Source organism: Devosia sp. P3_B2 (genome assembly GCF_056402875.1).
The window spans coordinates 259,865-285,525 of record NZ_JBFUGO010000003.1 but is presented as its reverse complement, the minus strand read 5'-3'; the positions used below and the strand labels follow the sequence as shown (position 1 = coordinate 285,525).

At 65.7% G+C, this 25,661-nt stretch carries 31 protein-coding genes and 1 tRNA gene; 13 read left to right on the top strand and 19 right to left on the bottom strand.

Annotation, left to right across the window (positions count from 1 at the left end; genetic code table 11):
* Nucleotides 1-2 precede the first annotated feature (2 nt).
* On the top strand, nucleotides 3-815 hold the full coding sequence (locus tag AC1DV8_RS06885; protein ID WP_477151493.1) for an undecaprenyl-diphosphate phosphatase: 813 nt from the start codon (nucleotides 3-5) through the stop codon (nucleotides 813-815).
* Here AC1DV8_RS06885 and AC1DV8_RS06880 read toward each other — a convergent pair.
* Complete coding sequence (locus AC1DV8_RS06880) at nucleotides 812-1,534, bottom strand: copper homeostasis protein CutC (RefSeq protein ID WP_477156942.1); 723 nt, start codon at nucleotides 1,532-1,534, stop codon at nucleotides 812-814. The two genes, AC1DV8_RS06885 and AC1DV8_RS06880, sit on opposite strands and share 4 nt — an antisense overlap.
* Complete coding sequence (locus tag AC1DV8_RS06875; RefSeq protein ID WP_477156941.1) at nucleotides 1,531-2,445, bottom strand: ROK family protein; 915 nt, start codon at nucleotides 2,443-2,445, stop codon at nucleotides 1,531-1,533. The genes AC1DV8_RS06880 and AC1DV8_RS06875 overlap by 4 nt, the downstream gene beginning before the upstream one ends.
* A gap of 86 nt (nucleotides 2,446-2,531) precedes the next feature.
* On the opposite strand from AC1DV8_RS06875, the gene AC1DV8_RS06870 reads away from it, so the two are divergent.
* On the top strand, nucleotides 2,532-3,530 hold the full coding sequence (locus AC1DV8_RS06870) for a LacI family DNA-binding transcriptional regulator (protein ID WP_477156940.1): 999 nt from the start codon (nucleotides 2,532-2,534) through the stop codon (nucleotides 3,528-3,530).
* Between the two features lie 83 nt (nucleotides 3,531-3,613).
* Here the strand turns inward: AC1DV8_RS06870 and AC1DV8_RS06865 are convergent, their stop codons facing one another.
* From AC1DV8_RS06865 to AC1DV8_RS06845, 5 genes are read right to left on the bottom strand one after another with little or no spacing between them, the layout of a single operon-like run.
* Entirely contained in the window at nucleotides 3,614-4,405 is a 792-nt protein-coding gene (locus tag AC1DV8_RS06865) for a transporter substrate-binding domain-containing protein (protein ID WP_477156939.1), read from the bottom strand.
* A 19-nt stretch (nucleotides 4,406-4,424) separates the two neighbouring features.
* Entirely contained in the window at nucleotides 4,425-5,342 is a 918-nt protein-coding gene (locus tag AC1DV8_RS06860; protein WP_477156938.1) for a glycosylasparaginase, read from the bottom strand.
* Between the two features lie 5 nt (nucleotides 5,343-5,347).
* Nucleotides 5,348-6,082: an amino acid ABC transporter ATP-binding protein gene (locus tag AC1DV8_RS06855; RefSeq protein ID WP_477156937.1), complete on the bottom strand. Its 735-nt coding sequence runs from the start codon at nucleotides 6,080-6,082 to the stop codon at nucleotides 5,348-5,350.
* A gap of 3 nt (nucleotides 6,083-6,085) precedes the next feature.
* Nucleotides 6,086-6,757 carry an amino acid ABC transporter permease gene (locus AC1DV8_RS06850; protein WP_477156936.1) on the bottom strand — a complete coding sequence of 224 codons (672 nt, stop codon included), beginning with the start codon at nucleotides 6,755-6,757 and terminating at the stop codon, nucleotides 6,086-6,088.
* Entirely contained in the window at nucleotides 6,757-7,428 is a 672-nt protein-coding gene (locus AC1DV8_RS06845; RefSeq protein ID WP_477156935.1) for an amino acid ABC transporter permease, read from the bottom strand. Before AC1DV8_RS06845 ends, AC1DV8_RS06850 begins: the two co-directional genes overlap by 1 nt.
* A 262-nt stretch (nucleotides 7,429-7,690) precedes the next feature.
* On the opposite strand from AC1DV8_RS06845, the gene AC1DV8_RS06840 reads away from it, so the two are divergent.
* From AC1DV8_RS06840 to AC1DV8_RS06820, 5 genes are all read left to right on the top strand, one after another.
* Nucleotides 7,691-8,311, top strand: a complete 621-nt coding sequence (locus AC1DV8_RS06840) for a L,D-transpeptidase (RefSeq protein ID WP_477156934.1) — start codon at nucleotides 7,691-7,693, stop codon at nucleotides 8,309-8,311.
* Nucleotides 8,312-8,404: 93 nt separating this feature from the next.
* Nucleotides 8,405-9,226, top strand: coding sequence for an arylamine N-acetyltransferase family protein (locus AC1DV8_RS06835; RefSeq protein WP_477156933.1), 822 nt, complete (start codon nucleotides 8,405-8,407; stop codon nucleotides 9,224-9,226).
* Complete coding sequence (locus AC1DV8_RS06830; RefSeq protein ID WP_477156932.1) at nucleotides 9,226-9,828, top strand: YdeI/OmpD-associated family protein; 603 nt, start codon at nucleotides 9,226-9,228, stop codon at nucleotides 9,826-9,828. The genes AC1DV8_RS06835 and AC1DV8_RS06830 overlap by 1 nt, the downstream gene beginning before the upstream one ends.
* A complete protein-coding gene (locus tag AC1DV8_RS06825) occupies nucleotides 9,825-10,343 on the top strand; it encodes a DUF1697 domain-containing protein (protein ID WP_477156931.1) in 519 nt (172 codons plus the stop codon). The genes AC1DV8_RS06830 and AC1DV8_RS06825 overlap by 4 nt, the downstream gene beginning before the upstream one ends.
* On the top strand, nucleotides 10,340-11,233 hold the full coding sequence (locus AC1DV8_RS06820; RefSeq protein ID WP_477156930.1) for a ribokinase: 894 nt from the start codon (nucleotides 10,340-10,342) through the stop codon (nucleotides 11,231-11,233). Before AC1DV8_RS06825 ends, AC1DV8_RS06820 begins: the two co-directional genes overlap by 4 nt.
* On the opposite strand, the gene AC1DV8_RS06815 is transcribed toward AC1DV8_RS06820, so the two are convergent.
* Nucleotides 11,234-12,100 (bottom strand): glycosyltransferase family 2 protein, encoded by an 867-nt coding sequence (locus AC1DV8_RS06815; protein WP_477156929.1) that lies wholly within the window; start codon nucleotides 12,098-12,100, stop codon nucleotides 11,234-11,236.
* A 125-nt stretch (nucleotides 12,101-12,225) separates the two neighbouring features.
* On the opposite strand from AC1DV8_RS06815, the gene AC1DV8_RS06810 reads away from it, so the two are divergent.
* Nucleotides 12,226-12,645, top strand: coding sequence for an Hsp20 family protein (locus AC1DV8_RS06810; RefSeq protein ID WP_477156928.1), 420 nt, complete (start codon nucleotides 12,226-12,228; stop codon nucleotides 12,643-12,645).
* Nucleotides 12,646-12,660: 15 nt separating this feature from the next.
* Entirely contained in the window at nucleotides 12,661-12,933 is a 273-nt protein-coding gene (locus AC1DV8_RS06805; protein WP_477151509.1) for a DUF1150 family protein, read from the top strand.
* 199 nt (nucleotides 12,934-13,132) lie between these two features.
* On the opposite strand, the gene AC1DV8_RS06800 is transcribed toward AC1DV8_RS06805, so the two are convergent.
* The 7 genes from AC1DV8_RS06800 to AC1DV8_RS06770 form a co-directional block, all read right to left on the bottom strand.
* Nucleotides 13,133-13,600, bottom strand: a complete 468-nt coding sequence (locus tag AC1DV8_RS06800; RefSeq protein ID WP_477151510.1) for a PTS sugar transporter subunit IIA — start codon at nucleotides 13,598-13,600, stop codon at nucleotides 13,133-13,135.
* Nucleotides 13,601-13,648: 48 nt separating this feature from the next.
* Nucleotides 13,649-14,218 (bottom strand): ribosome hibernation promotion factor, encoded by a 570-nt coding sequence (locus AC1DV8_RS06795; protein ID WP_477151511.1) that lies wholly within the window; start codon nucleotides 14,216-14,218, stop codon nucleotides 13,649-13,651.
* Between the two features lie 160 nt (nucleotides 14,219-14,378).
* On the bottom strand, nucleotides 14,379-15,893 hold the full coding sequence (rpoN, locus tag AC1DV8_RS06790; protein ID WP_477156927.1) for an RNA polymerase factor sigma-54: 1,515 nt from the start codon (nucleotides 15,891-15,893) through the stop codon (nucleotides 14,379-14,381).
* A 174-nt stretch (nucleotides 15,894-16,067) separates the two neighbouring features.
* Nucleotides 16,068-16,835, bottom strand: coding sequence for an LPS export ABC transporter ATP-binding protein (gene lptB / locus AC1DV8_RS06785; protein WP_477151513.1), 768 nt, complete (start codon nucleotides 16,833-16,835; stop codon nucleotides 16,068-16,070).
* A complete protein-coding gene (gene lptA, locus AC1DV8_RS06780; protein ID WP_477151514.1) occupies nucleotides 16,832-17,281 on the bottom strand; it encodes a lipopolysaccharide transport periplasmic protein LptA in 450 nt (149 codons plus the stop codon). Before lptA ends, lptB begins: the two co-directional genes overlap by 4 nt.
* Nucleotides 17,278-17,916 carry a hypothetical protein gene (locus tag AC1DV8_RS06775; protein ID WP_477151515.1) on the bottom strand — a complete coding sequence of 213 codons (639 nt, stop codon included), beginning with the start codon at nucleotides 17,914-17,916 and terminating at the stop codon, nucleotides 17,278-17,280. Before AC1DV8_RS06775 ends, lptA begins: the two co-directional genes overlap by 4 nt.
* Nucleotides 17,916-18,530, bottom strand: a complete 615-nt coding sequence (locus tag AC1DV8_RS06770; RefSeq protein WP_477151516.1) for a ribonuclease D — start codon at nucleotides 18,528-18,530, stop codon at nucleotides 17,916-17,918. The genes AC1DV8_RS06775 and AC1DV8_RS06770 overlap by 1 nt, the downstream gene beginning before the upstream one ends.
* Before the next feature lie 126 nt (nucleotides 18,531-18,656).
* Between AC1DV8_RS06770 and AC1DV8_RS06765 the strand changes: the two genes are divergently transcribed.
* Both AC1DV8_RS06765 and AC1DV8_RS06760 read left to right on the top strand, forming a co-directional pair.
* The gene (locus AC1DV8_RS06765) at nucleotides 18,657-20,510 is read left to right on the top strand and encodes a polysaccharide biosynthesis protein (protein ID WP_477156926.1); all 1,854 of its coding nucleotides are present in this window, start codon (nucleotides 18,657-18,659) and stop codon (nucleotides 20,508-20,510) included.
* Nucleotides 20,511-20,515: 5 nt separating this feature from the next.
* The gene (locus AC1DV8_RS06760; protein ID WP_477156925.1) at nucleotides 20,516-21,313 is read left to right on the top strand and encodes a phosphodiesterase; all 798 of its coding nucleotides are present in this window, start codon (nucleotides 20,516-20,518) and stop codon (nucleotides 21,311-21,313) included.
* Here the strand turns inward: AC1DV8_RS06760 and AC1DV8_RS06755 are convergent.
* The 3 genes from AC1DV8_RS06755 to AC1DV8_RS06745 form a co-directional block, all read right to left on the bottom strand.
* A complete protein-coding gene (locus AC1DV8_RS06755) occupies nucleotides 21,310-22,413 on the bottom strand; it encodes a DUF937 domain-containing protein (protein ID WP_477156924.1) in 1,104 nt (367 codons plus the stop codon). The two genes, AC1DV8_RS06760 and AC1DV8_RS06755, sit on opposite strands and share 4 nt — an antisense overlap.
* A 130-nt stretch (nucleotides 22,414-22,543) precedes the next feature.
* On the bottom strand, nucleotides 22,544-22,948 hold the full coding sequence (locus AC1DV8_RS06750) for a group III truncated hemoglobin (RefSeq protein ID WP_477151562.1): 405 nt from the start codon (nucleotides 22,946-22,948) through the stop codon (nucleotides 22,544-22,546).
* Between the two features lie 127 nt (nucleotides 22,949-23,075).
* Nucleotides 23,076-23,160: transfer RNA gene (locus AC1DV8_RS06745), tRNA-Leu, on the bottom strand.
* A 153-nt stretch (nucleotides 23,161-23,313) separates the two neighbouring features.
* Here AC1DV8_RS06745 and AC1DV8_RS06740 point away from each other — a divergent pair.
* A complete protein-coding gene (locus tag AC1DV8_RS06740) occupies nucleotides 23,314-24,276 on the top strand; it encodes a complex I NDUFA9 subunit family protein (protein ID WP_477151519.1) in 963 nt (320 codons plus the stop codon).
* 4 nt (nucleotides 24,277-24,280) lie between these two features.
* On the opposite strand, the gene AC1DV8_RS06735 is transcribed toward AC1DV8_RS06740, so the two are convergent.
* A complete protein-coding gene (locus AC1DV8_RS06735) occupies nucleotides 24,281-24,553 on the bottom strand; it encodes a YjiS-like domain-containing protein (protein ID WP_477156923.1) in 273 nt (90 codons plus the stop codon).
* An 86-nt stretch (nucleotides 24,554-24,639) separates the two neighbouring features.
* On the opposite strand from AC1DV8_RS06735, the gene AC1DV8_RS06730 reads away from it, so the two are divergent.
* Nucleotides 24,640-25,614 carry a helix-turn-helix transcriptional regulator gene (locus AC1DV8_RS06730; protein ID WP_477156922.1) on the top strand — a complete coding sequence of 325 codons (975 nt, stop codon included), beginning with the start codon at nucleotides 24,640-24,642 and terminating at the stop codon, nucleotides 25,612-25,614.
* The last annotated feature ends 47 nt before the right edge of the window (nucleotides 25,615-25,661 follow it).

The window sequence follows — 25,661 nt, the reverse complement described above, 5'->3', positions numbered from 1 at the left end:
AGATGAACGCCGATCAAGGTCTTTTTGTGCCGCTGATCCTAGGGATTATCGAGGGCCTTACCGAATTCCTACCGGTCTCATCGACCGCCCACATCCTGCTCGCTGGACACTTCCTCGGCTTCCAGAGTCCGGGGCGGGTGTTCGAGGTGCTGATCCAGCTCGGCGCGATCCTCGCGATCGTCGTGGTGTATTTCCAGCGCCTGCTGCAGATCGCCAAGGACGCAATCGCCCGGAAACCCGGGGCTCTGCGCTTTATCCTCGGCGTTATCCTAGCGTCGTTTCCGGCGGCGATTGCCGGCGTGCTGCTGCACGATTTCATCAAGACGGTGATCTACGAGACGCCGGTGGTGTTCTGCGTGTCGCTGATCGTCGGCGGCATCGTGCTGCTCTATGTCGACCAGCTGAAGCTGACGCCGAAGTACACAGATATCTACAACTACCCGCCGCTGCTCTGCCTCTATATCGGGCTGTTCCAGATGCTGGCGCTGATCCCGGGCGTCTCGCGCTCCGGCTCGACCATCGTCGGCGCGCTGCTGCTCGGCACCGACAAGCGCTCGGCGGCCGAGTTCACCTTCTTCATCGCCATGCCGATCATGGGCGGGGCGTTTCTCTACGACCTCTACAAGAGCCGCGAGTTCATCACGGCCGAACTAGGCGCCGCGGTGATCATCGGCTTTGCCGCGGCCTTCATCGTCGCGTTCTTCGTGGTGCGGTATCTGCTCGACTATATCTCGCGGCACGGCTTCGCGATTTTCGCCTACTGGCGGATCTTCGTCGGCGCCATCGGGCTGTGGGGTATCCTGCTGTTCGGCTAAGCCGACATCGCCGCCTTGAATGCCCTGACCACTGCTGGATCGGTTCGCCGGCGCGTCTCCGCGGCGAAGCCCAGGCGCACGGCCGGAGCGCTGGATGCCGGGCCCGGTGAGGCGCAGGAGCTGTGGACTTCGTCGACCGGGACCGCGGCCAGTAGCGCGCCGACATTGGCGGGGGTGAGGCCTGAGCCGGCCATGATGTGGATGCGGCCACGGGCGGTGGCGTGGGCGATTGCGATGTTGTCGATGCCGTCGAGCGCGACGTGCACGCCGCCGGAGGTGAGGATGCGCTCGAACTTTAGAGCCACCGCTGCTTCGGTCGCCTCGGCGAAGTCCGGTACCAGGTCGATGGCGCGGTGCAGCGTGGAGCCGAGGCCCTCGGCCTGGTCCATCAGCCGCGCCAGCACTGTTACGTCGAGCTCGCCATTGGGACGCGAGGCGCCCAGCACCACGCCGGCAAGGCCAGCGGCGCGGATGGCGTCGATGTCCGCCAGCATGGCGTCGACATCGGCATCGTCGCAGACGAAATCGCCGCTGCGGGGGCGGACGATGGCGTAGACCGGAATCGGCGCATCGGCGGCAAGCCGCATCAGGCCGGGGGACGGCGTGAGCCCGCCCAGTTCGAGGGCAGAGCAGAGCTCGATCCGGTCGCCGCCACCGGCCACAGCTGCGATCAGGCTTTGCGGATCGGCGACACAGACTTCGAGCAGGCGGGCGCTCACGAGGCGTTCTCCGTGAAACCGAGGATGGCGGCACCGACGAGGCCGGGCTCTACCGTGAGTCGCGAGGGCACCACCAGCGGTTCACTGAGCCGGCGCAGGATGCGCTGGCGCACTGCGGTGTCGAGAAGCGCGATGAACTCCGGCACCTTGCCGAGCCCACCACCCACCGGGACGATGCCGGCGCCGACCACGTTGATCACCAAAGCCAGCGGACCGGCGAGCAGGTCGATCTGCACCTCGATGGTGCGCGCAGCCTTGGCGTCGCTGGCGCGCCAGGCCTCGACGATAACGGTGCTCGGGAGCTCGATGCCGTGGAGGTGCTTGTGCAGCCGTTCCATGCCGCGCGCCGCGCCGATCGTGTCGACGCAGCCGATCTGGCCGCAACCGCAGGGGAAACGCGGAATATTGACCGGCGGGTTGCCCGCCGAGGTGGCGGCCACCGGGCCGTGCCCCCACTCGCCGGCAAAGCCACCCGCACCGTTGACGATGCGTCCATCGATGACGATTCCGCCGCCGACTCCGGTACCGAGGATGGCGCCGAAGACGATGCGGTGGCCGCGGCCGGCGCCTTCGATGGCCTCGGCCAGTGCGAAGCAGTCGGCGTCATTGGCGACGAACACCGGGCGGCCGAGTTGCTCGCTGAGTTCGGCTGCGAACCGCCGGCCATCGATGCAGGGGATGTTGGCGCAGGTGATGACACCATCGGCCGGATCGACCACGCCGGTGATCGAAATTGCCACCGGCGCATCGGTCGGCGCCCCCGAACTGTTGGCGACGCCGCGGATCGCGGTGGCGAAGGCGCCGAAGTCGTCGAGCGGTGTCGGCACGCGGCCGAGCGGGGTCAACTCGGACGGACTGGTAGCGACGGCGCCCTTGATGCCGGAGCCGCCAATATCGAAGCAGATAATCATCGGGGTTGAGTGCTTTCTAAGGAGCAGGCATCTACCTTCGTAGTACCCGGCCGACTCGGCCAGCGTGAAAGGTGCGATGACGCGCAATGGTTGAACAGAGCCGCCCGGCGAACCCTACGATCGACGATGTCGCAGCGCTGGCGGGTGTATCGCGCGCTGTCGCCTCGCGCGCCCTGTCGACCGAGAAGCGCCCGGTCTCCGCGGAAAAGCGCGAGCGGGTGCTGCAGGCGGCGGCCGAACTCGGCTACCGGGTGAACCTCCTGGCGCAGAGCCTCACCACCAAGACGGTCAACCTGATCGCGGTGGTGGTCAATCACATCCACGATCTCTCCGATCTCGACCTGTTCGACCTGTTGCTGGCCGAGACCCAGGCCATCGGCAAGCAGGTGATCCTCATTCGCGTCGGCTCGGTCGACAAGGTCGAGGAGTTCCTGCGCCAGGGCGTCGCCTATCACGTCGACGCGGCGCTGGTGTTTTCCGATTTCGCCGATGCCGAGACGGTGCGGAAGATGTTCCGCTCCGACCAGGTGGTGATGCTCAACGGCCGCCACGACAAGCTGTCGCCAGCTATCATCCCCGATGAAGCGGTCGGCATCGAGCAGGCCATCGCGGACGCGGCCCGCAATCGGGTGAAGACCGCGGCGCTGGTCACCGGCCGTGCCTCCTCGCTGGTCGAACAGGCGCGCATCGCGTCCTATCTCGCGGCGTTCCAGAAGCATGGCATCGAACTCGTGCAGACCGTCCAGGGCGATTATTCCTATCAGAGCGGGCACGCGGCGGCGCCCGCGGTGGTTGGCTTCGAGTGCCCCGATGCAGTGTTCTGCACCTCCGACGCCATGGCGATGGGCATTCTCGATGTTTGCCGCGAGGACTTCCCCGGCAACCGCCCGACCCGCTTCCGGCTCTACGGCTTCGACAACCTGTCGCTGACCGATTTCGATGCCTACCCGATCTCGTCCATCGGCTACGACAAGGCCGATTACGTGCGCCAGATGGTGCGGTTTCTCGCCGACCCCACGGCGTTCGTTCCAGGCCAGCCACCGGTGCTGATCCCGACGCGGTTTGTGCCGCGGAAGACGAGCTGAAAAGGTTCCGGGCCGTCTTGGGGGACGGCCCGGCAGTCGGCTTGAGCGGCGGCGAAGGGAGATGGCGCCGCCCCAGCCCGTTCTTACCAGAGCGCGATCAGCTCAGGCGGGTTGGCGGTCTCGCCCCACCACTTCTTGTAGTTGGCCGAATACGCGCCCGACTGGATGTAATCGGACACGAACATGTCGAGCCAGCGCACGAACTCCGGATCGCCCTTGGCGACGGCGATACCGATCGGGTCGTTCGAGTAGAGGCCCGGCAGCGTCACGAGGGTGGGGTTCTTGGTGGCGAGGTAGTCGAGGAGCGAGCTGTCTTCGATTGCGGCGTCGACGCGCTTCTGCTGCAACTGCAGCACGCCATCGGGCGCGAACTGGTCGACATAGATCAGTTCGGCGGTCGGCACGGCAGTCTTGATGAAGGTCTCGCCCGTGGTGCCGCGGCCGACGACGATCTTCTTGCCGGCAAGGTCTTCGAGCTTGGTGATGCCCGAGTCGGCCTGGACGATAATGCGGAGGCCGGCACGGTTGTACGGGATGGTGAAGTTCACCGACTTGGCGCGTTCGAGCGTCGCCGAGGTGTTGGCGACGACGATATCGAGCTGGCCCGAGACCAGCATCGAGATGCGCGCGTCACCCGACACGTCGGTGAATTCCACCGGCACGCCGAGCTTGGTGGCGATCATGTTGGCGACGTCGACGTCATAGCCGACTGGGTTGTTCTGGGCATCGCGGAAGCCGATCGGCTCGCCGCCGAGCGACACGCCGATGCGCACGACGTTGCGGCCGCGGATGTCGTCGAGCATGCCGGCCATGGCCGGGACGGCCGTGGTGGCGACGAGCGCCAGCGCGGCAATAGTGGTCAGAATACGCTTCATGGGTTGTTCCTCTCCTGGATCAGATAGTCTTCGCTGCCCGGAGTTCCGGCTCCGGCATCGAGTCGTCCCAGAGCCAGTAGCGAATCTCGCCCTGGCACCTGAAATTGAACACCTCGTGGTTCCCCTTGGCGTCGACGGCGTGGATCACCACCCCGCCGAGGAACCCCTCGGTCAATTCGCCGAGCTCGTCGACCGCGAGCTTGATGGCGTCGCTCAGCGAGTAGCCGAGCTTCATGGCGAGGACGATTGTGCGGCTGGTCGAGCAGCGCATCGTCATCTCGCCGGTATGGGTGCAAGCGGCCGCGCCGTAGCGGCTATCGGCGTAAAAGCCGGCGCCGGGGATCGGGCTGTCGCCCAGCCGGCCCGGATATTTCCAGGCCCAGCCGGAGGTCGAGGTGGCGGCGTGGATGCCGCGTGCGGGGTCGGCGCTGAGATAGACCGTGGTGTCGCGCACCCGCTCGGGGTCGGTGATGGTCTTGAGGAGCGGCGCCAGCGGGGTGTTGGGGAAGGCCGCCTTCTGCTCAGGCGTCATCTCTTTTTCGAGACGCTCCCACCAGACGCGCTTGCTATCCTCGAGCAGCACGTCATCGATAGAGAAACCGGTTTCAGTGGCGAAGCGGCGCGCGCCGTCGCCGGTCAGCATGACGTGCGGCAGCTTCTTCATCACCTCGTGCGCGAGGCGAGCGACCGGGATGGTGTTGGGCACCGCGCCGACGCTGCCGACTTCTCGCGTGGTGCCGTCCATCACTGCGGCGTCGCATTCCATCTCGCCGAGCATGTTGGGCCAGCCGCCATAGCCGACGCTGCGCACCTTGGTCTCGGCTTCGACCTTCGAAATGCCGGCGACCAGGGCCGTCAGACTATCGGTGCCCGAGCGCAGCATCTCGACGGTCGTGGGGACGCCGGGCCAGCCTTCCGCATTGGCGATGAACAACATGGTGGTCAGTCTTTCCGCATCTTGGAGAGAAACTGCGCGACGCGCGGCTGTGCGAGGCCGCCATCGGCTGCAAAGAATTCCTTGGTCGGCAGGTCGACCAGCAGCACGCCCTTCTCGAGAAAGACGATGCGGTTGGAGATCTGCCGGGCAAATTCGATCTCGTGGGTGACGAACACCATGGTGGTGCCGCTGGTCGCGAGCTTGGCGAGAATATCCAGCACTTCCGAGGTCATCTCGGGGTCGAGCGCGCTGGTGACCTCGTCGAGCAGCAGGTAGCGCGGCTGCATCGCCAGGGCGCGGCAGATGCCGACGCGCTGCCGCTGGCCGCCTGAGAGTTGCGCCGGATAGGCATCGGCGCGATCGCCCAAACCAACAGAGGCGAGCAGCGCCCGGCCCTCGGCTTCCGCCTCGACTTTGGGCCGCTTCAGCACTTCGATCGGCGCCAGCGTGATGTTCTGCAGCGCCGTCATGTGCGGGTAGAGGTTGAACAGCTGGAACACCGTGCCGGAGCGCTTCCGCGCCTCGGCCAATTCCTTGGGCTTCGATACATCGAAATCGTCGACGGTGATCTTGCCGGCATTGAGCTTCTCGAGCCCGTTGATGCAGCGGATCAGCGTCGACTTGCCCGAGCCGGAGGAGCCGAGGATCGACACCACCTCGCCGGGGTTCACCGTGAGGTTGACCCCATCGAGGACAACCGTCGGGCCAAAGGCCTTTTTGACGTTTTCGACTTTCAGCATGCTTCAGAGGCCCCGGAAGGCGCTGTGCGCCCGCAGACGTTTTTCGGCCCAGGCGCCCAGCGAGGCGACCGCCTTGGCGGCGAGGTAGTAGAGGATGCCCACGGCCGTCCACACGATGAACGGCTTCAGCGTCCTCAGGTTCAGCGTGGCGCCGATCTTGGCGAGGTCGAGCACGCCGATCACCGAGATCAGCGAGGTGACCTGCAGCTGGTTGACCAAGAGCGCCGTCAGCGGCCCGATCGAGAAGGCGGCGGCTTGCGGCGCAATCACGTGGCGCAACACCTGCCAGCGGCTGAGCCCGAACACCCGGGCCGCCTCGATCTGGTCGCGGCCGATGGATTCGATCGACGACACCGCGATGACGTAGACGAAGGCCGCGGTATTGGCCGACAGCGTCACCACGGCCGCCTGCACCGGCGTCACGTTGACGTGGAAGAACGCCGGAAAGCCGAAAAACACCAGGAACAGCTGCACCAGCACGGGTGAGTTCTTGAGGATCTCGGAGACGAAGGTGATGACCTGCATCAGCACCGGGATGCGGTAGAACCGCACGACGCCCCACAGGACGCCGATGAAGACGCCGATCAGCGAGGTGATGAGGAACAGCCCGACAGTGACGCCGAGGCCCTGCAGCAGCAGGATGATGTCGTAGGGGGTGAACTCGGCGAAACGCATCAGCTCACCTGTTCCTGGAGGTCGCGGTTGAGGCGGCGGTGCAGCAGCGTGATGCCGAGCGACACGAGGTAGGTCAGCGCCGCGTAGACCACCAGCAGCACGACATAGACCTCGAACGGCCGGAAGGTGTCGGAGGCGACGATCTTTGCTTGTCCGGTCAGCTCGTTGAGGGTGATGGTCGAAAGAATCGACGAGGTGAGGATCATGTTGATCAGCACCGAGCCGAGCGGCCGCACCGAGGTGCGCAGCGCGATCGGCAGCACGATGCGGGTGAAGGTAACGCGCTTCGACAGCCCGCTGACTTCCGCCGCTTCGAGGATGCCGTTGTCGATGGCGAGGATACCCGCCCGGATCGCGTCCGACGCATAGGCGCCGCCGGCGATCGACAGCGCCACCACCCCGGTGGTGAAGGCGTCGATGTAGATGCCGATCTCGGGCAGTCCGTAATAGAAGAAGAACAGCTGCACGATGAACGGGATGTTGCGGAACAGGTCGACATAGAGGAAGGCCAGCCGGCTGATCCATTGGCTTGCCGAGGTGCGCGCGATGGCCACCAGCATGCCGAGGATGACGCTGCCGCAGAGCGCCAGGGCGCATGCTTCGAGCGTCAATAGTGCCCCCTCGGCCAGGAAGCCGAGATGCGGAATGAGAATGGTGAGATCGAGCCGCACGTGCCCTCCCGCCGAGTGAAACCGGTTTCACTTTATGTGACGGTTCCGCATTGTCAAGCAGCGAGGCTGCCCTTTTCCTTGATGGCGTGGCGAGTGCGTAACCGCACACACGTCGGCGTGAACGGCATTCATCCGGAGGTGTGGCCGGCTAGCACTCGACAATCACGGCTCATTCTTGCTGGGTAGCGGGCTGTTATTGGCCACCCTTGTTGCGAGACCTGTTTTGACCACCCGCCGCCTTTTTATGATCGGGAGCGCCGCATTGGCGCTCAGTGCCTGCTCCTCCACCGGTAGGCGCGAGCTCGCCTCGAGGAGCAATGTCATCCAGGTCGACGAGCCCTGGGCCAGCTACTACTCGATGAAGACCAACGAGCCGTTCCCGGTGCCCGGCATCGACATCCGCAAGATCCCGCAACAGTTCTGGCGCCAGGAAGTCGACTATGCCGGCAAGGAGAAGCCCGGCACCATCGTCGTCAACACCACCGAGCGCTTCCTCTACCTGGTCGAGCCGGGTGGCCGCGCCATGCGCTATGGCGTCGGCGTCGGGCGCGAGGAGGGGCTGAACTTCCGCGGCACCGCGGTGATTTCGCGCAAGGCCGAGTGGCCGCGCTGGACCCCCACCGCCAACATGGTCAAGACCCAGCCCGAACGCTACGGGCCCGTCGCCGCCGGCCTCGAGCCGGGCATCAGGAACCCGCTCGGCCCGCGCGCGCTCTATCTCTACCGCAACGGCAAGGACACGCACTTCCGCCTGCATGGCACGCTCGAGCCCTACACCATTGGCCAGTCTGTCTCGTCGGGCTGCATCCGTCTGATCAACCAGGACATCATCGACCTCTATAGCCGCGTTCCCACCGGTACGAAGGTGGTCGTCACCGGCTGACCTGCCCATCCAGGCAGGGCCATGAGGGGCGGGGTGACAAATCCCGTTCCGCTCATCATTATGGCCCTCCCGGAATCAGCGGCGGGGACGTCCGTGGCATCAAAGGCCAATATCGATGCCTGGTTCGAGCGCATCGGCTTTGCCGGCTCGATCGCTCCCTCGCTGGAGACGCTGGGCCAATTGCATCAGCTGCACCCGGCGGCGATCCCTTACGAGAACCTCGATCCGCTGATGGGCGCGCCTGTCCGGCTCGACCTCGCCAACCTGCAGCAGAAACTGCTGTTCGACCGGCGCGGCGGCTATTGCTTCGAGCACAACCTGCTGTTCAAGGCCATGCTCCAGGAGCTCGACTTCGAGGTGAAGATGCATGGCGCCCGCGTGCTCTGGGGCCTCGCCGAGGGTGAGGAGCCGCCGCTGCGCCACCTAGTGCTCACCGTCGAGGTGGCCGGCGTCACCTACCTTGCCGATGTTGGCTTCGGCGGCCAGACTGCGACGGCGCCGCTCCGGCTGCGCGCCGATGTTCCCCAGGAGACCCCGCTCGACACCTTCCGCCTCCTCGAAACCGATGGCACCTGGCAGGTGGATATCGAAATCGAGGGCGAGTGGCGGGCGCTCTATAGCTTCGAGCGCACCGAGCGCAGTGAGGAGGAACTGGTCCGGCTGAGCGAGGAGGCCGCCTCGTCGCCGTTCTTCACGCAGAACCTGCTGGTCGCCCGTGTCGAAAAGGGCCGGCGCCTGGCGCTGTTCAACCGCAAGCTCAACATCCACACCGTCGGCGCGCCGAGCGAGGCGCGGCTGCTGAACTCGGTTGCCGAGATGCGCGAACTGCTGGCGGGTCCGCTTGGCATCCAGTTGCCCCATGACGAGCGGCTGGACCCAGCGCTGCAGAAGATCATCGATCGCGAGCCCACCTGATGGCGCCGGTCTATGTCGACCCAGAAAAAGTCCGCGAATTCAAGGACGAGCAGGCCTTCTACGATTGGCTGGCGCAGCACCACGACAGCTGGGACGAGGTCTGGATCAAGATCCACAAGGTGGGTTCCGGCCTACCCTCGATCACCGCCAAGCAGGCGATAGATGTGGTGCTGTGTTGGGGCTGGATCGACGCGGTGCGCAAGGGGCTCGACGACAAGAGCTTCCTGCAGCGCTACACCAAGCGCGGCCGGAAGAGCATCTGGAGCAAGATCAACGTCGACAACGTCGCCCGGCTGGTCGAATCCGGGCGGATGACCGAGCACGGACTGAAGCATGTCGAGGCGGCCAAGGCCGATGGCCGCTGGGACAAGGCCTACGGCGCCGGCAAGGACCTGAAGATCCCCGACGACCTGCAGGTAGCGATCGACGCCGAACCGGCGGCCAGGGAAATGCTCGGCAAGCTCAGCGAGCAGAACCGCTTCGCCATCGCCTTCCGCACCCACAACATGAAAACCGAGGCCGGCCGGCAGAAAAAGATCGCGAGCTTCGTCGAGATGCTGAAGCGCGGCGAGACAATCTACCCGCAGGGCAAGCGGAAGTGACGGTGTGGGTGGCGTTCCTCCGCGCCGTCAATGTCGGCAAGCGCCAGATGAAGATGGCCGAGCTGAAGGCGCTCTGTGAGGAACTCGGCTACGGCAACATCAAGACCATCCTCGCCAGCGGCAACGTGCGGTTCGAATGCCTGCATGATCCCAAGGCCGAGTTGGAAGCCGCGATCGAGAAGCGCTGGGGCTGGTACTCTGAGGCGGTGATGCGGTCGGGCGACGAGATCGAGGCGATGCTAGCGTCGAAGCCGTTCGCCGCCTATGCCGACGAGGGCAACTTCCACCGCTACGTCATGCTGTTCGACAAGCCCTTGCCCAAGGGCGCGGTCTATACCGGTATCCCCGACAACTACGACGTCGTGCGTGCCGACGCGCGCGACATCTACCTCGTCGGCTACCGCCAGCCGGACGGGCGGCACGGGCCGGGGCTGGACAAGTTCGACCGGCAGTTGGAGAAGGGCGCAATCGCGACCATGCGCAACTGGAACACCATCCCCAAGGTCCTCAATTGATCACTGTCCTCGGCTCCACCAACCTTGATCTCATCGGCACCGTCAGCCGTATCCCCAAGCCCGGCGAGACCGTGCCGGGCAACGAGTTCTCGATGGCTGCCGGCGGCAAGGGCGCCAACCAGGCGCTGGCGGCGCGACGTGCGGGGGCCGAAGTCCGCATGTTCGCCGCGGCAGGTTCCGACAGTTTTGCGGACGAAGCCCTCAAGCTTCTGCGCGCCGACGGCGTCGATCTGAGCCACGTGCGCATCGTCGACGGCGCCACCGGCATCGCCATGATCTTCGTGGACGAGGCGGGCGAGAATGTCATCGCCATCCTCCCCGGCGCCAATGGCACCATGAGCGCTGCTGATGCCGATGCGGCGCTCGCGGGCCTCGGCATCGGCTCGGTGCTGATGCTGCAGCAGGAGATCCCACAGGCGGCGACCGAGCGGGCGCTGGAACTGGCCAAGGCCCAGGGCGTCGTCTCGATCCTCAACACCGCGCCGTTTCTGAAGACCACCAAGGCGGTGGCCGAGCAGGCCTCGATCGTCATCGCCAACGAGACCGAGTTCGAGCTGCTGACCGGCGCCGGCATGGACAAGCTCGATGCCGCCATGACCGACTGGGCCAAATCGCAGAACCAGACGGTGATCGTGACGCTTGGGCCGGACGGCGCACGGGCCGCGACGCCGACCGGCAGTTTTGCGGTGCCGGCGATGAAGGTCGACCCGGTCGATACGGTCGGGGCAGGGGACACGTTCTGCGGCTACTTGGCCGCTGGCCTGGATCGTGGGCTGGATCTCGAGGCGGCCATGCGCCGGGCGGCGGTGGCGGCGAGCCTAGCGGTGCTGAAGCCGGGGGCGCAGCCGGCGGTGCCGTATCTGAGGGACGTCGAAGCGGCGCTGAAGTAGTCAGTCCCGCCGAACCTGCGCCTCATAGGCCCGTAACATCGGCTCGAGGTGATCCTCGAACAGCAGGCCCGGCCGCTCTTCCAGGGCCATGGGATATGCCGCCTCTGCCGCCAGCGAGATGCCGAGAAAGGCGATGATCCCTTCCGCTGTGCCGGGCGCGGCGAAGCGGTATTGGTTAGTTTCGAGGCGCGACAGGAGCGTCTTTTTCGCGGCGATCATCTTTTCCGTGACGCCAATGCCGTTGCTCATCGAGGTCGCGAGCTTGATGTAGTCGTGCTGCGGCGTGCCGAGGTGATGGACGCTCCCCGCAGTGCGCCATAGCTGCATCAACAGTTCGAGATCGGTCATGTTGGTGAGCTCGAGATCGTAGCGCGCGTCGCAGCGGCGGCGGTCCCAGACGATCATCGAATCCATCGACAAGTTGACGAACTTGTAGGCGCCGGGTGTCAGCACCTGGTCCGGCCCGTCGCCGACCAGGCGCAGCCGGTTGTAGTTCTGGTCCATTACGTCGAGCGCCGATGCGACGATCGGCTGTTCAGCCAGCGCCGCGACCGCCAGTTCGAGCTTGCGCGGCTTCATCCGGTCGTCGGCGTCGAGGATTGCCACGTAAGGCGTCTGGATGCGGTCGAGCGCCAGGTTGCGGGCCCGTGAGGCACCGGCGCCGACGCGGCCGGAACTGAGGAAATGGAAGCGTCTGTCGACGAGGCCGGCGCGGCCGAGCAGTTCTTCGTAGTCCTCGCCGTCATCGGTGACGATCCAGGCTTCCCAATCGGCATGGGTCTGCGCGAGCACGCTGCGCACCGCTTCCTCGATAAGGGTTTCGGCCTTGTAGGCGGGGATCACCACCGCCACAGTACTGTCCGTCAAAGCCCAGGCTCCCCGCCGCTCGCGGTCTTGATTGAGAAAGTCCCGAGACCCATATCACGGGCATGGAACGGTGCCACTGAAACTAGGGCCGCTCCACACCGTTGCTTGGAACAAGGACGATCCGGATGTCGCGCGTCTCCATGTTTTCGGCGCCGTTTCTGCTCGGCTTCGATGCCTTCGAAGAACGCATCGATCGGATGAGCAAAGCCGCCGATGGCTACCCGCCCTACAATATCGAGCGTTCGCTCGATGCGGAGGGCGCGGAGACCTTTCTGATCTCCATCGCTGTCGCGGGGTTCGGTTTATCCGATCTCGAGGTGACGGTGGAAGACAATCAACTGCTGGTCAGAGGCCGACAGAAGGACGACGCCAGCCGGGAATACCTGCATCGCGGCATTGCCGCGCGGCAGTTCCAGCGAAACTTCCTCCTCGCCGACGGCATGGTGGTCAAAGACGCGATTTTGAGGAACGGCATGCTGATGATCGCAGTTGTTCGTCCAAGAGCCGAAAAAATCGCCCGCCGTATCGAGATCCGTTCTGCCTAAGAAAGGGGAACACGCATGCAAGAGAACAGAGAACAGCAGCTAGATAACCCCCTGCGGAACCTGACCCCGGCCCAGTTCATGGCGCTCGGCGGCAATGCAGTGGTCTACGTCAAGCACGTCAAGGGCGCGGATATGGGTCCGATCCTGCCCGACAGTGAATTCAGCGAAGAGTCCGATTTCCATATCGTGGTCTCCGCCGACGGCTCGCCGTTGATGGTGGGCGACAGCGAGGAAGCCGTGGAAGAGTGGCTCAGCGACAAGTCGTTCGGGATCGTGACGCTGCACTGACGCGCTTGAGACGATAGCCCTTCTCCCTTGTGGGAGAAGGTGCCCGAAGGCGGATGAGGGGTATCTCTCCGCGCACTCCAGTCGTTCGTCGTTTCGTTCCGATCGCGCAACCGGCGGTTGCGGCACTCTCAACGAGCAACGCGCCACCTTCTCCCGCAAGGGGAGAAGGCAAGAGGTGCAAATCCGAAATTGCTGAGGCTTAGGCCGCCCGCGTCGTTTCCAGCGGGTGGGTCAGGATGGCGTGCAGTTCGCCTGCGTCGTGGCAACGGCGCAGGCGGGCCACCACGGAATCGGTGCGCAGGATCCGGGCAACGCGCGCCAGGGCCTTCAGGTGGTCGGCGCCCGCCCCCATGGGGGCGAGCAGCAGCATGACGAGATCGACCGGCTGGTCGTCGACCGACTCGAACTCGACCGGCGCTTCGAGACGGGCGAACACGGCCGTCACCGCGCCAAGCCCGGGGAACTTGCCGTGCGGAATCGCGATGCCGTTGCCCAGCCCGGTCGAGCCGAGCTGCTCACGATCGTTCACTGCTTCGAAGATGGTCGCGGCGTCCTGGCCAGTGATCTTGGCGGCGCGCTCGGAAAGCCTTTGCAATACGTCCAGCTTGGTCTTGATCCCAGAGCAAACAATCACGGACTCCTCGGAGAGGATGTCAGCCAATTCCATCAAGAATTTCCCATCGTGGATGCGGAAAGTGCAAGCTTTTCCGGAGCCCTAGTTCGGCCTGAGGGCTGGATCGATCCAGCCAATATTGCCGTCGGCGCGGCGGTAGACCACATTTAGGCCACCATGTCCAGCATGCCGGAATACGACCACTTCCGCCTGGGTAAGATCAAGCTGCATCACCGCTTCGCCCACAGACATCTGCCTCAGGCTCGAGGTCGCCTCGGCGATCACCGGCGGCGAGTAGTCCTCCAGCAGCTCATCCTCGTCGCTGGGCGCGGCGAGCACGTAGGATGGCGCCTCCTCATCGGCGCCATTGGCATGGCGGCGGTGGGCCTTGAGCTTGCGGTTATAGCGCCTGAGCCGCTTTTCGATGGTGTCGGCCATGACCTGGTAGGCCGAAAGCGCATCGCCGCCGTATGAACTCGATTGCAGCACGGCGCCGGAATCGAGGTGCACCATGCACTGGGCATTGAACCCCGAGCCTTCCGGTTCGAGGGTGAGGTGGCCGGTGTAGTTGCCGTCGAAATACTTCTTCACCACCGTGTCGAAATGGCCCTGCGCCTTGATCCGCAGCGCATCGCCGACATCCATGTTTTTTCCTGAGACGCGCAGTGTCATGGAGGTCCTCTTTCTCTTTGGTACAGCCGGCCGGAGCAGCCGCCACCATGAGATGTGGTCACCCCGGGAGGCGGAGTCTAGACCGCCCCTACGGGAGGGGCAATGCGCGGATCGACATTGGGTTCAAATGCGAGGTGTCGACAGCCGCCTCGGCAGCGCGCTATCGTCCCGCCGCCACCAAGGCGCGCTTCTGCCGACGTCGGATCACCGAGCTCGGGATGTTCATTCCCTCGCGATATTTCGCGACGGTGCGGCGAGCCACTTCGATCCCACGCTCTTTCTGCAGCATCTCGGCGATGGTGTCGTCCGAGAGGATATCGGCCGGCTGCTCGGCCTCGATGATCTGCTTGATACGGTGACGCACCGCCTCGGCCGAATGGTCGCCCTCGCCGGTCGAGGAGCCCAGCGCGGTGGTGAAGAAGTACTTCATTTCGAACAGCCCGCGCGGCGTCGACACGTATTTGTTCGAGGTAACGCGGCTCACCGTCGACTCGTGCATCTCGATGGCGTCGGCCACGGCTTTCAACGTCATCGGCTTCAGGTGCGTGATGCCGTGGACGAGGAAGCCGTCCTGCTGCTTCACGATCTCGGCGGTGACCTTGAGGATGGTCTGCGCCCGCTGGTCGAGGCTTTTGGCCAGCCAGTTGGCGGTGGCGAGGCAATCGGTGAGGAAGCTCTTTTCCGCCGTGTCGCGGGTCTTCTTGGTCACCGAGGCATAATAGATACGGTTGACAAGCACGCGCGGCAGCACGTCGGGATTGAGCTCGATCTGCCACTCGCCGCCCGAGCCCGGCCGCACGAACACGTCGGGCACCACCGATTCCACCGGCCCGGCCTCGAATGCCCGGCCCGGCTTGGGGTCGAGCTGGCGGAGCTCGGCAAGCATATCGAGCAGGTCTTCGCGATCGGAGCCTACGGCGCGGGCGAGGGCGCCGAGATCGTGCTGGGCGATCAGCTCGAGATTGTCGAGCAGCCGCAGCATCATCGGGTCGAGCCGGTCCTTTTCCCTCAACTGCAGCGCCAGGCACTCGCGCACGTCGCGGGCAAATACCCCGACGGGATCGCACCCTTGCAGCTTGAACAGGACGGCCTCGATGGCCTCGACCGGTGCACCGAGTTGCTCGGCAACGGTTTCGAGCTCGACCGCGAGGTAGCCCGCCTCGCTGAGGCTATCGATCAGGAACTGCGCGATCAGCCGCTCGGCCGGATCGGAGATGATCAGGCCGGCCTGCGCCGCGAGGTGATCGCCCAGCGTCGGGCGGGAGGCGACGAACTGGTCGATATCGGCGGCCTCGCCATCGCCCGAGCCGCTGCGCTCATTCCACTGGGTGGAATCGGTCTGGCGGTCGGGTGTGGACTGGTCCGGAAAGACGTTCTCGACCTCGGTGTCGTAGCCGTTGGCGATGCTGTCGGCCGACTGGATGCGTTCGGAAAAATCCACGGTGTCTTCGGCAGCGTTGAGCTCGGCCGGCCGTTCCGGCAGCTCGTTGGCCGCGTCCTCGGCCGGCTCGGCGCCGTCCTCGCGCTCGAGCAGCGGATTGCGCAGCAATTCCGCCTCGACAAAGGTGTTGAGCTCCAGGTGACTGAGCTGCAACAGCCGGATCGACTGCATCAATTGCGGCGTGAGCGTCAGGCCCTGGCTCTGACGAACCTCAAGCCGCGGCGTCAAGGCCATCCCGCGAAACTCCCCGAGGCACTTAAGGCTTCCGGGTGACATCCATGCATGATTGGCAGCGCTAGGGCAAGAACCGTGCCAAGATTGGTTAAGGTTGGGGGCGCGTAGTTGTGCTTAGCGTTCTTGCCTTCTCCCCTTGTGGGAGAAGGTTCTGACTGAGGAATCGAGATCGAGCTAAACCTCGAACGTATCGCCCAGGTACACCCGGCGTGCTTCCGGGTCGGCGACGATGACGTCGGGCTTGCCCTGGATCATCACGTGGCCCTCGTGGATCAGGTAGGCGCGATCGACCAGCGACAGGGTTTCGCGCACCGAGTGATCGGTGATCAGCACCCCGATGCCGCGGCGGGTCAGGTGCTTGACCAGCATCTTCACCTCGCTCACCGCGATCGGATCGACGCCGGCGAACGGCTCGTCGAGCAGCATGAACAGAGGGTCGGTAGCGACCGCTCGCGCGATTTCCACGCGCCGGCGTTCACCGCCCGAGAGCGACATGGCGTTGGACTTGGCGATATGGGCGATGCCGAACTCGTCGAGCAGCTCGCGCAGCCGGGCCAGGCGGTCGGCTTTCCGCGGCACGTGCCCTTCGAGCACGGCAAGGATGTTGCCCTCGACGCTGAGGCCGCGAAAGATCGAGCTCTCCTGCGGCAGGTAGCCGATGCCGAGCCGGCCACGCTGGAACAGCGGCAGGTTGGTGATCGGCCGGCCATCGAGGAGGATCTTGCCCTTGTCGGGCTTCACCAGCCCCATGATCATGGTGAAAACCGTCGTCTTGCCGGCGCCGTTCGGGCCGAGCAGGCCGACCGCCTCGCCGCGCCGCACGGCAAGGCTGACATTCTCCACCACGGTGCGCTTGCCGAAACTCTTGTTCAGCCCATGCGCCACGAGCCATCCGGTCTGGTCGACCCGGGGCTTTGGCGTTGCTGTCGGCTGCTCGTTCATTGCGGGGTGAAGACGCCGGTCACCCGGCTCCCTTCGGTGCCCTGGAACACCGATTTGTTGGTGGCGAGGTCGATGGTGAGCGCCGGTCCGCTGACCTTGCCCTGGGCATTGCTGACGGTGACGTTCTCGGTGAGTTTGAGCACCTGCGTATCCGGGTCGAAGGTCGCCTTGTCGCCGGTGGCCTCCTGGCTGGTGGTCTTGATCCGTACGCTGCCGGTGGCGGTGAGCTTGTCGATATCGCTCGGCCCGCCGCTGCCATAGAGCACCACCACCTTGTCGGCCCAGAGCTTCAGTCCGGTGCGGGTGATCACCACGTTGCCGGTGAAGACGGCATTGTTGTTGTTCTGGTCGACCGTGAAGTTGTCGGCCGTGACGTTCACCGGCTCGGCCGCCATGGCGGGCAGGGCGAAGAGCAGCGCGAGGACAAGCGCGGCCAACTGCTTCATGGGGTCTCTCCCGGGGTCGAGACCAGCGTCAGGTTGGCCCGCTTGAAGGTGTAGATGCCGGTCGCACGATCGTAGGTCATGCCGTCCGAAACGAGGTGCGAGCCGTTGGGCATGGTGATGTCGACCGTGCCGCTCGCCACCATCTTCCAGTTCATCAGGTCGGCGAACACCGCCTCGAGCGTGCCCTTGAGCCCCTCGGTGCTGGAGATGTGGGTGACGCCCGGCACCGTCAGCAGCTGGTCGTTGATCTGGAACTGCCCGGCCTCGGCCACGGCTTCCAGTGCCGCTCCGGTGGGCGGGGTCATGGCGAACACCGCATCCTCCATGTCGACCAGGTCGGTCTGCGTCGGCCTGACCCGCGCCGCCCGCGCCGACAGCGCATAGAGCGTGCCGTCGTCGCCGGTGGAGGTGAGCTTGGGCGTTTCCACCACCAGGTTGTCACGGTCGATCCGGATATTGGAAAAGCCGAAGCGCTGGCCGAGATTGTCGATGACGATCATCCCCAAGACCACGGCGAAGGTCAGTACTCCCGCCGCCGGCACCAGCCAGCGCAGCAGCCCGACCAGCCGGTTGCGCCGCGTCAGCCGCGTGTAGAGCGCCTCACGCGTATCGGTCGGGGCGGCCAGCGACGCCATCAGCTATGCGCGAAAATATCCGTCTCGTCCCAGCCCATCAGGTCGAGGTCGATCCGGTGCTTGAGGAACTCGAAGCACGCCGCGGCGAGCTCCACCCGGCCTTCACGCTTCAGCATGCGGTCGAGATGGCGCTTCAGGTCGTGCAGGTACAGCACGTCCGACGCGGCGTAATCGAGCTGCGCCTCGCTGATCTTCTCCGCGCCCCAGTCCGAGCTCTGCTGCTGCTTGGACATGTCGATGTTGAGCAGTTCGCGCGCCAGGTCCTTGAGCCCGTGTCGATCGGTGTAGGTGCGCACCAGCTTGGAAGCGATCTTGGTGCAGTAGACCGGCCCGGTGACGATGCCGAAGCGGTGCTTCAGCACGGCCATGTCGAAGCGCGCGTAGTGGAAGATCTTGGTGACGCCCGGATCGCTCAAGAGCTTCACCAGGTTCGGCGCCTCGGTCAGGTCCTGCGGAATCTGCACCACGTCGGCACTGCCGTCGCCGGGGGAAAGCTGCACCACGCAGAGCCGGTCGCGCCGCGGATCGAGCCCCATCGTTTCGGTGTCGATCGCCACCTCCCGGCCATAGCGCGAAAGGTCGGGCAGGTCGCCCCGGTGCAGTCTGATGGTCATGTCGATGTCCTAACTCGGCGAATGGGCTGTGATGCCATAGCATAAAGGCGTTGGAAAGACCGGGCGGCACCGCTACAAAAACCGGGGCTGCAGGCCACGCGGCTCGCGGCGGGTGGGTTTTTCTCTATGACGTTGAACAAAGTCCGCGACGGGCTGAGCGGTCTGCCGCGCCGCTGGAAACAGGCCATCCTCATTGGCTTCGATACCCTCGCGCTGCTTGGCGTGCTGTGGTTGAGCTTCACCATTCGGTTGGGCGGCACCTTCACGCCGACCCTCGCGCACCTCATGCTGATGCTGCTGGCGCCGGTCGTCGCCATCCCGGTGTTCATCCGGCTGGGGCTCTATCGCGCCGTGATCCGCTACCTGCCGGAGCGCGCGCTGTGGACCATCATCCAGGCGATGATGCTGGCGACGCTGTTCTGGGTATTCGCGCTGTTTCTCGCCGAAGCCACCCGGCTGGCGATCTTCCCGCGCACCGTGCCGCTGTTCTATTTCATCTTCGGCACGGTGGTCGTTGCCGGCTCGCGCTTCATCGCCAAGGCATTGCTCTGGCTGCCCGAGCGCGGCGTCGGCCGTGGCGGTGGCGTGGTGATCTACGGCGCTGGCTCCGCCGGCACCCAGCTCGCCGAAGCGCTGCGGGCCCACCACGCCAGCTATGTCGTTTCCTTTCTCGATGACGATCCGAGCCTCTGGGGTCGCGATGTCGCGGGCGTCCGCGTCGATCCGCCTGGCAAGCTCGGCGAGCTGATCCGCAATCGTGGCGTCAACGAAGTGATTCTCTCGGTGCCTTCCGCCGACGCTACCCGCCGCGCCCAGATCGTCACCGAGCTCAGCCATCATCCGATCAAGATCCGCGCCCTGCCGGCCATCGCCGACCTGGTGTCGGGCAAATATCTGATCAGCCAGCTGCGCGAGATCGATATCGACGACCTGCTCGGCCGCTCCGCCGTGCCCGCGAACCCCGACCTGATGCGCGAAATCCTCGCCGACCGCGTTATCCTCGTGACTGGCGCCGGCGGCTCGATCGGCTCCGAGCTGACCCGGCAGATCGTCCAGCAGGCGCCGAGGAAGCTGGTGCTGCTCGAGGCCAACGAGTTCGCGCTCTACGAGATCGATCGGCAGCTCCGCGCACTCGCCAATGTGCCGATCGTGCCGATCCTCGGCTCGGTCGCCGACGCCCGGCTGGTGCGCCGCACCCTCGGCGAGCAGGGAGTCGAGGTGATCTTCCACGCCGCGGCGCATAAGCATGTGCCGCTGGTGGAAGCGAACCCCTTCGAAGGCGTGCGCAACAACGTCATCGGCACGCAGACCCTGGTGCAGGCGGCGGTGGAGGCCAAGGTGCAGCGCTTCGTCCTCATCTCCACCGACAAGGCCGTGCGCCCCTCCAGCGTCATGGGGGCGACCAAGCGCTGGGCCGAACTGATCGTCCGCCACTACGGCAAGGGCAGGGGCAAGCGCTTCTGCTCGGTGCGCTTCGGCAATGTGCTGGGCTCCAACGGCTCGGTAGTGCCGCTGTTCCGCGAGCAGATCGCCGCCGGTGGCCCGGTGACCCTCACCGACAGCCGCATGACCCGCTACTTCATGTCGATCCACGAGGCCGCCGAGCTGATCGTCCAGGCAGGCGCCCTGGCCGAGGGCGGCGACATCTTCCTGCTCGAAATGGGCGAGCCGGTCTCCATCAGCGACCTGGCAGAGAACATGATCCGCCTCGCCGGCCTCTCGGTGAAATCGGCGGACAACCCGACCGGCGACATCGCTATCGTCGAAACCGGCGCCCGGCCGGGCGAAAAGCTCACCGAGGAACTGTTCTTCGATCCGGCAAACGCGCTCCGCACCACCCAGCAGAAGATCCTCCGCTCGCCCCCCAGCGCGCGCCAGACCAACGACCTGCCGGCCGCCCTCGCCGCCCTCACCACGGCGCTCGATGCAGAGGACGAGGCAGAGTTGCGGCGGGTGCTGTTCGACTATGTGAAGGTTTGAGGCCGGTGCTGATCGCCCAGTTGTCCGACCCACATGTCTGCGCGCCGGGCACGCTCTACCAGGGGGTGGTCGATTCCAACGCCATGTTCGAGGCCGCCATCCGCCGCCTCGCGGCGCTCGATCCGGCGCCTGACCTGGTGCTGATCTCTGGCGACGTGACCGAGCACGCGACGGCGGAAGAGTACGCTCACGCGCGCGGGCTGATGGCCGCCATCACGCCACCTGTCCTCGCCATTCCCGGCAACCACGACGAGCGCGAGGCCTTCCGCACCGCCTTCGCCGATCTCGGCTTTCTGCCGCCAGGGGGTCCGCTGCACTTCAGCAGCGGCCGTCACGGCCCGGTCCGCGTGCTCGGGCTAGATATCACGGTGCCGGGCCACCACCACGGCGATTTCGGCGACGCCGCAGCCGCGTGGCTCGAGGCCGCGCTCGCCGCCGAGCCGGATCGCCCGACCATCATCATGCTGCACCAGCCGCCGATCTCGACCGGCATCGGTTTCATCGACACCTATCGCTGCTTCAACGGCGGGCGGCTGGCGGCGATCGTCGCTCGTTATCCGGCGGTCGAGCGCGTGCTCTGCGGCCACGTCCACCGCCATATGATGCTGCGCTTCGGCGGCACGCTGCTGCTGACTGCTCCCAGCGCCACCACGGCCATAGCGCTGCGGCTCGCGCCCGACGACGAGCCGGCGTCCTACATCGAGCCGCCGGCCCTGCTGCTGCACCACTGGCGGCCAGATACAGGCCTCGTCACCCACCACGTGCCGATCGAGCCGGGCGAGGGGCCGCTGCCGTTCTTCTAGCCCGCGAGGCTCGCGAGCTTGCTCTTCAGCCCATCGATCGTCGGCTTTAGCACCTCACCGACGCCGGGGATGGCGAGCACCTTGTCGAACAGCGGCGTCAGCGAGGCGATCGGCGGGGCGGCGATGCCGCCGAGCGCCGCCTTCTGCTCTGCCGTCGCCGCGCCGACGAGGCTGCTCACCTTGCCGATCGCCGTATCGATGTTCTGCAGTTGCGGCAGCGCCGTCTGCGCCGATGCAACGTCCGTCACGCCCTCGAGCGAGGTGCGGAGCGTGCCGAGGCTGTCGGTCAGCGTCTTGCCCACGTCGACGTCGCCGATGGTCAGCGGCGCGGCAGGAGCGACGAGGCTGCTGCTGATCTCCGGGGTAGAAGTCGCTGGCTGCTGGCGGCCCATGAAGTACCACAGGCCGAAGGCGACAAGCGCCAGCGGCACCAGCCAGTAGGCCCAGGATCGGCCGGAGCGCGTCGCGGCATCGGCGGTGGCGCCGGCATATTGCGACGCAGCAGTGGTGGCTTCCTTGACCTTGCCGGTGGCAGCCTCGGCCGCCCCGCCCAGCGAATCGAGCAGCCCCGAACCGGAGAGCAGGCCGCTGAGTCGGGCCGGCATGGCCTTGGCAATACTGTCCTTTTGCGAGGTGAGCAGCGTGCCGAGGCTGGCCGCGTCGAACCCCTGCGGCCCGCTCGCCTGCTTGCCGATGACGCCGAGTACCACCGGCGCCAATGCGCCGAGCAATGCCGTCACCGCACTCTGCCCGAGCCCCGAGAAGGTCGAGATCGCCGAGGACAGCGCCGTCTGCGCGTTGGTGCCTATGAGCGAGCCCACCAGCCGCGAGCCATCTTCGACCAGTGCGGTCTGGCTGCTGCCGCCCAGCATGCCAACAATGCCATCGAGCCCGGCCGCCTGCTGGTTGACCGCGTCGGCGACCTTTTGCGCGCCGCCGCTCTTCGCCGCAGTGCCCGAGAGGCCCGCAAGCAGCGCCGGTATAACCCCACCGATCGCGGTTTGCGCCTGCGTGGCGTCAAGGCCAAGCGTTTCCGCCAGTCGCTGCACCATCTCCGGTGTCAGGAACTGCTTGATGAGAGAAACCAGATCGATAGCCATGGCAAAACCTCACGCGTCGCATAGCGGCCGGTCGGGTGAGGCGCCTTCCGGTCATGGAGGTTCGTGCTAGCCCCGCCGGGCTAACGGGGTGCCAGAAAACTTGGTGGAATTTGCCACAAACTGGCAGGCGTCAGGGTTGGTCCGGGCTCTCGTCGCCGGCCCTGATCGGTCGCACCTGCTCGGGGTCCTGCCCACGAAACTGCGCGATGCGCAGGCGGAAGTTGTAGCCGATCCGCTCGGCCCGCTCGACGAACAGCGCTGCGACCTCAGGCGGGCAAAGCTCCTCCACCGTCTCCCGGAACAGCTTGAGCCAGCGGGCGAAATGCCGATCGGAGAGCTCGGGGATGGCGATGTGCTTGGGCATCGGCCGGCCGTAATAGCGCCCGGTGCCGAGCAGCATCGAGCTCCAGAAATCGGCGATGGTCTCGAGATGCGCCGGCCATTCGGCCTCGGGGATCACCCGGTTGAACACCGGCCCGATCACTTCGTCCTGCCGCGCCCGGCCATAGAAGTGCTCCACCACGGCAGTGACCATGGCGTCATCGAGCCCTGGCGGGATCAGCCGCCCGGTGGGGTGGAGGCGCGGGCCTTCCGGTTGAGTCACGATCGACTCCTCAAGCAAAGCAAAAAGCCTCCCGTGAGGGAGGCTTTTGTTGAACCATTGGTGCCCTGGAGAAGACTCGAACTTCCACGTCTTTCGACACACGGACCTGAACCGTGCGCGTCTACCAATTCCGCCACCAGGGCAAACCGATGGGCGCCGTTCACTAGGGGAAGGGGCGGGGGCTGTCAACGGGCTTTGCGCTCTGAGCGCGCCTCGTCCACTCGACACGTCGTGACCCGCACGCTAGAAGCGGCGAAACCCTAGCCCACTTGCCTTGCCGCGGAGCTGCCCGAGCCATGGATTCCACCACAAACCTGGTCACTATCTTCGGTGGCGCCGGCTTCATCGGGACCCAGGTGGTGCAATTGCTCGCCCGGCGCGGTTATCGCATCCGCGTCGCGGTGCGCCGCCCCGATCTCGCCGGCCATGTGCGCCCGCTCGGCGCCGTCGGCCAGGTGATGCCGATCCAGGCCAATGTCCGCAACCGCGATTCGGTCGAGCGCGCCATCAAGGGCGCCTCGATCGTCATCAATCTGGTCGGCATCGGTGTCGAAGGCGGCAAGCAGCGCTTCCGTGCCGTCAACACGATGGGCGCGAAGAACATCGCCGAGGCGGCCCGGGCGCTTGGCGTCGACGAACTGGTGCATGTCTCGGCGCTTGGTGCCGATCCGCAGAGCGTCAGCGGCTATGCCCGCACCAAGGCGCTGGGCGAAACCGAAGTGCTGACGGCCTTCCCGTCGGCCGTGGTGATCCGGCCCTCGATCGTCTTCGGCCCCGGCGATGGCTTCTTCAATCGCTACGGCATGCTGGCTCGCATGCTGCCGGTGCTGCCGGTGATCGGCGGCAAGTCGCGCTTCCAGCCGATCTACGTCGGCGACGTCGCCGAGGCGATCTGCCGCGCGGCGGAAGGTCAGGTAAAGGGCGGCAAGATCTACGAGATCGGCGGTCCGGAAGTCGCGACCCACAAGGAGCTGGTGGCGCGCGTCCTCACCGATACCGGCCGCAGCAACCTCACGCTGCCGCTGCCGGCCGGGCTGGCGAAGCTGGTGGCTTTCCCGCTGTCGCTGCTGCCCTCGCCGCTTATCACCGGCGACCAGGTCGACCTGCTGCAGGCCGACAACATGGTCTCCGAAGAAGCCAAGCGCGAAAAGCGCACACTCGCGGCATTCGACATCGCGCCCACCGCGATGGACGCGATCCTGCCGAGCTATCTGTGGCGCTTCATGAAGAACGGCCAGTTCGACCGCCAGACTGCCTGATATCTCACCGGGTGTCCGGTGGCAGGCCGATATCCTTGAGCAGGTGCGGCGAGAGTTCGTCGAGGTTCATGCGCTGGGGACGGGGCAGTGCCCGCTTCAGCATGGCGTTGGCGTAGCGGCGCAGCACCAGCAACCGGACCCACTGCCCAAACCGATGCGCCGGCAGGTCCGCGCGCGAAACGTTGATGATGGCGACGGCCTGACGTAGGTCCGTCGCAACGCGGGTCCGCTCCTTGCCGCCATCTACTCGACCGCTGTTCACCTGATCGAAGGCCATCTCGCTTCTCCTCATCTCTTCACGAAACGACTCTATGCCGGTAACACTGACACCCGCTGTCAGGGTTGCTGGTGTAGAGAAGATTTATGCGTGCAAGCCGCCTCCTCACCATCCTGATGATCCTCCAAACCCGGGGGCGGACTAGTGCCGAGTCACTGGCTGAAGAACTCGAGGTCTCCGTTCGCACCGTCTACCGAGACATCGACCAGCTGAGCGCCGCGGGCGTTCCGGTCTATGCCGAGACCGGTCGCAATGGCGGTTTCGCCCTGCTCGACGGCTGGAAGACCCGGCTCAACGGCCTCACTGCCCCGGAAGCTCGGGCGCTGTTCTTCTCGGGCTTGCCCGGTCCGGCTGGTGAACTCGGTCTCGGCGACGAGGCGGCGCAGGCCGAGCTGAAGCTGCTGGCGGCGCTGCCCGCCGACTGGCAGGCCGAGGCGCGGCGGATGAGCTCGCGCTTTCATCTCGATCCGCGCGGCTGGTTCCAACCCGGCTACAAGCCGGAATTCCTGAAGCTGGTGGCCGAGGCAGTGTGGAGCGAAACCCGCATCGCTATCCGCTACGAGAGCTGGAAGGACGTGCAGGACCGGGTGATCGAGCCGCTCGGCCTCGTCCTGAAGGGCGGCGTCTGGTACGTCGTGGCGCAACGCGACGGCAACGCCCGCACCTACCGGCTGTCGCAGATCCAGGCGCTCGGCCCCACCGGCGAGACCTTCACCCGGCCCAAGAATTTCGACCTGCCGTCGCACTGGCAGGAAGCCACCAAGCAATTCGAGCGCGATATCTATGTCGGTATCGCGAGGGTGCGGGCCAACGAGGTCGGCCGCCGCAAGCTCAGGGGAATGAGCGACACGGTGCGGCAGGCGGTCGAAGCGCTGACCCTCGTGCCGGACGCCGATGGCTGGGCGGAGTTCGACGTGCCGATCGAGGAAGTGGGCTGGGCCAGCCACGAATTCATCAAGCTCGGCGACGACGTGGAAGTGCTCGGCCCGCCCGAGTTGCGTGCCCGCGTGATGGGCAACGTCGAGAAAATGGCGCGGTTGTACGGACTGACGCCCAAGTAGTCCTCGGCGAGCACGCGAGCCAGCGTCGGTGGCCGCTCCGCCTGACC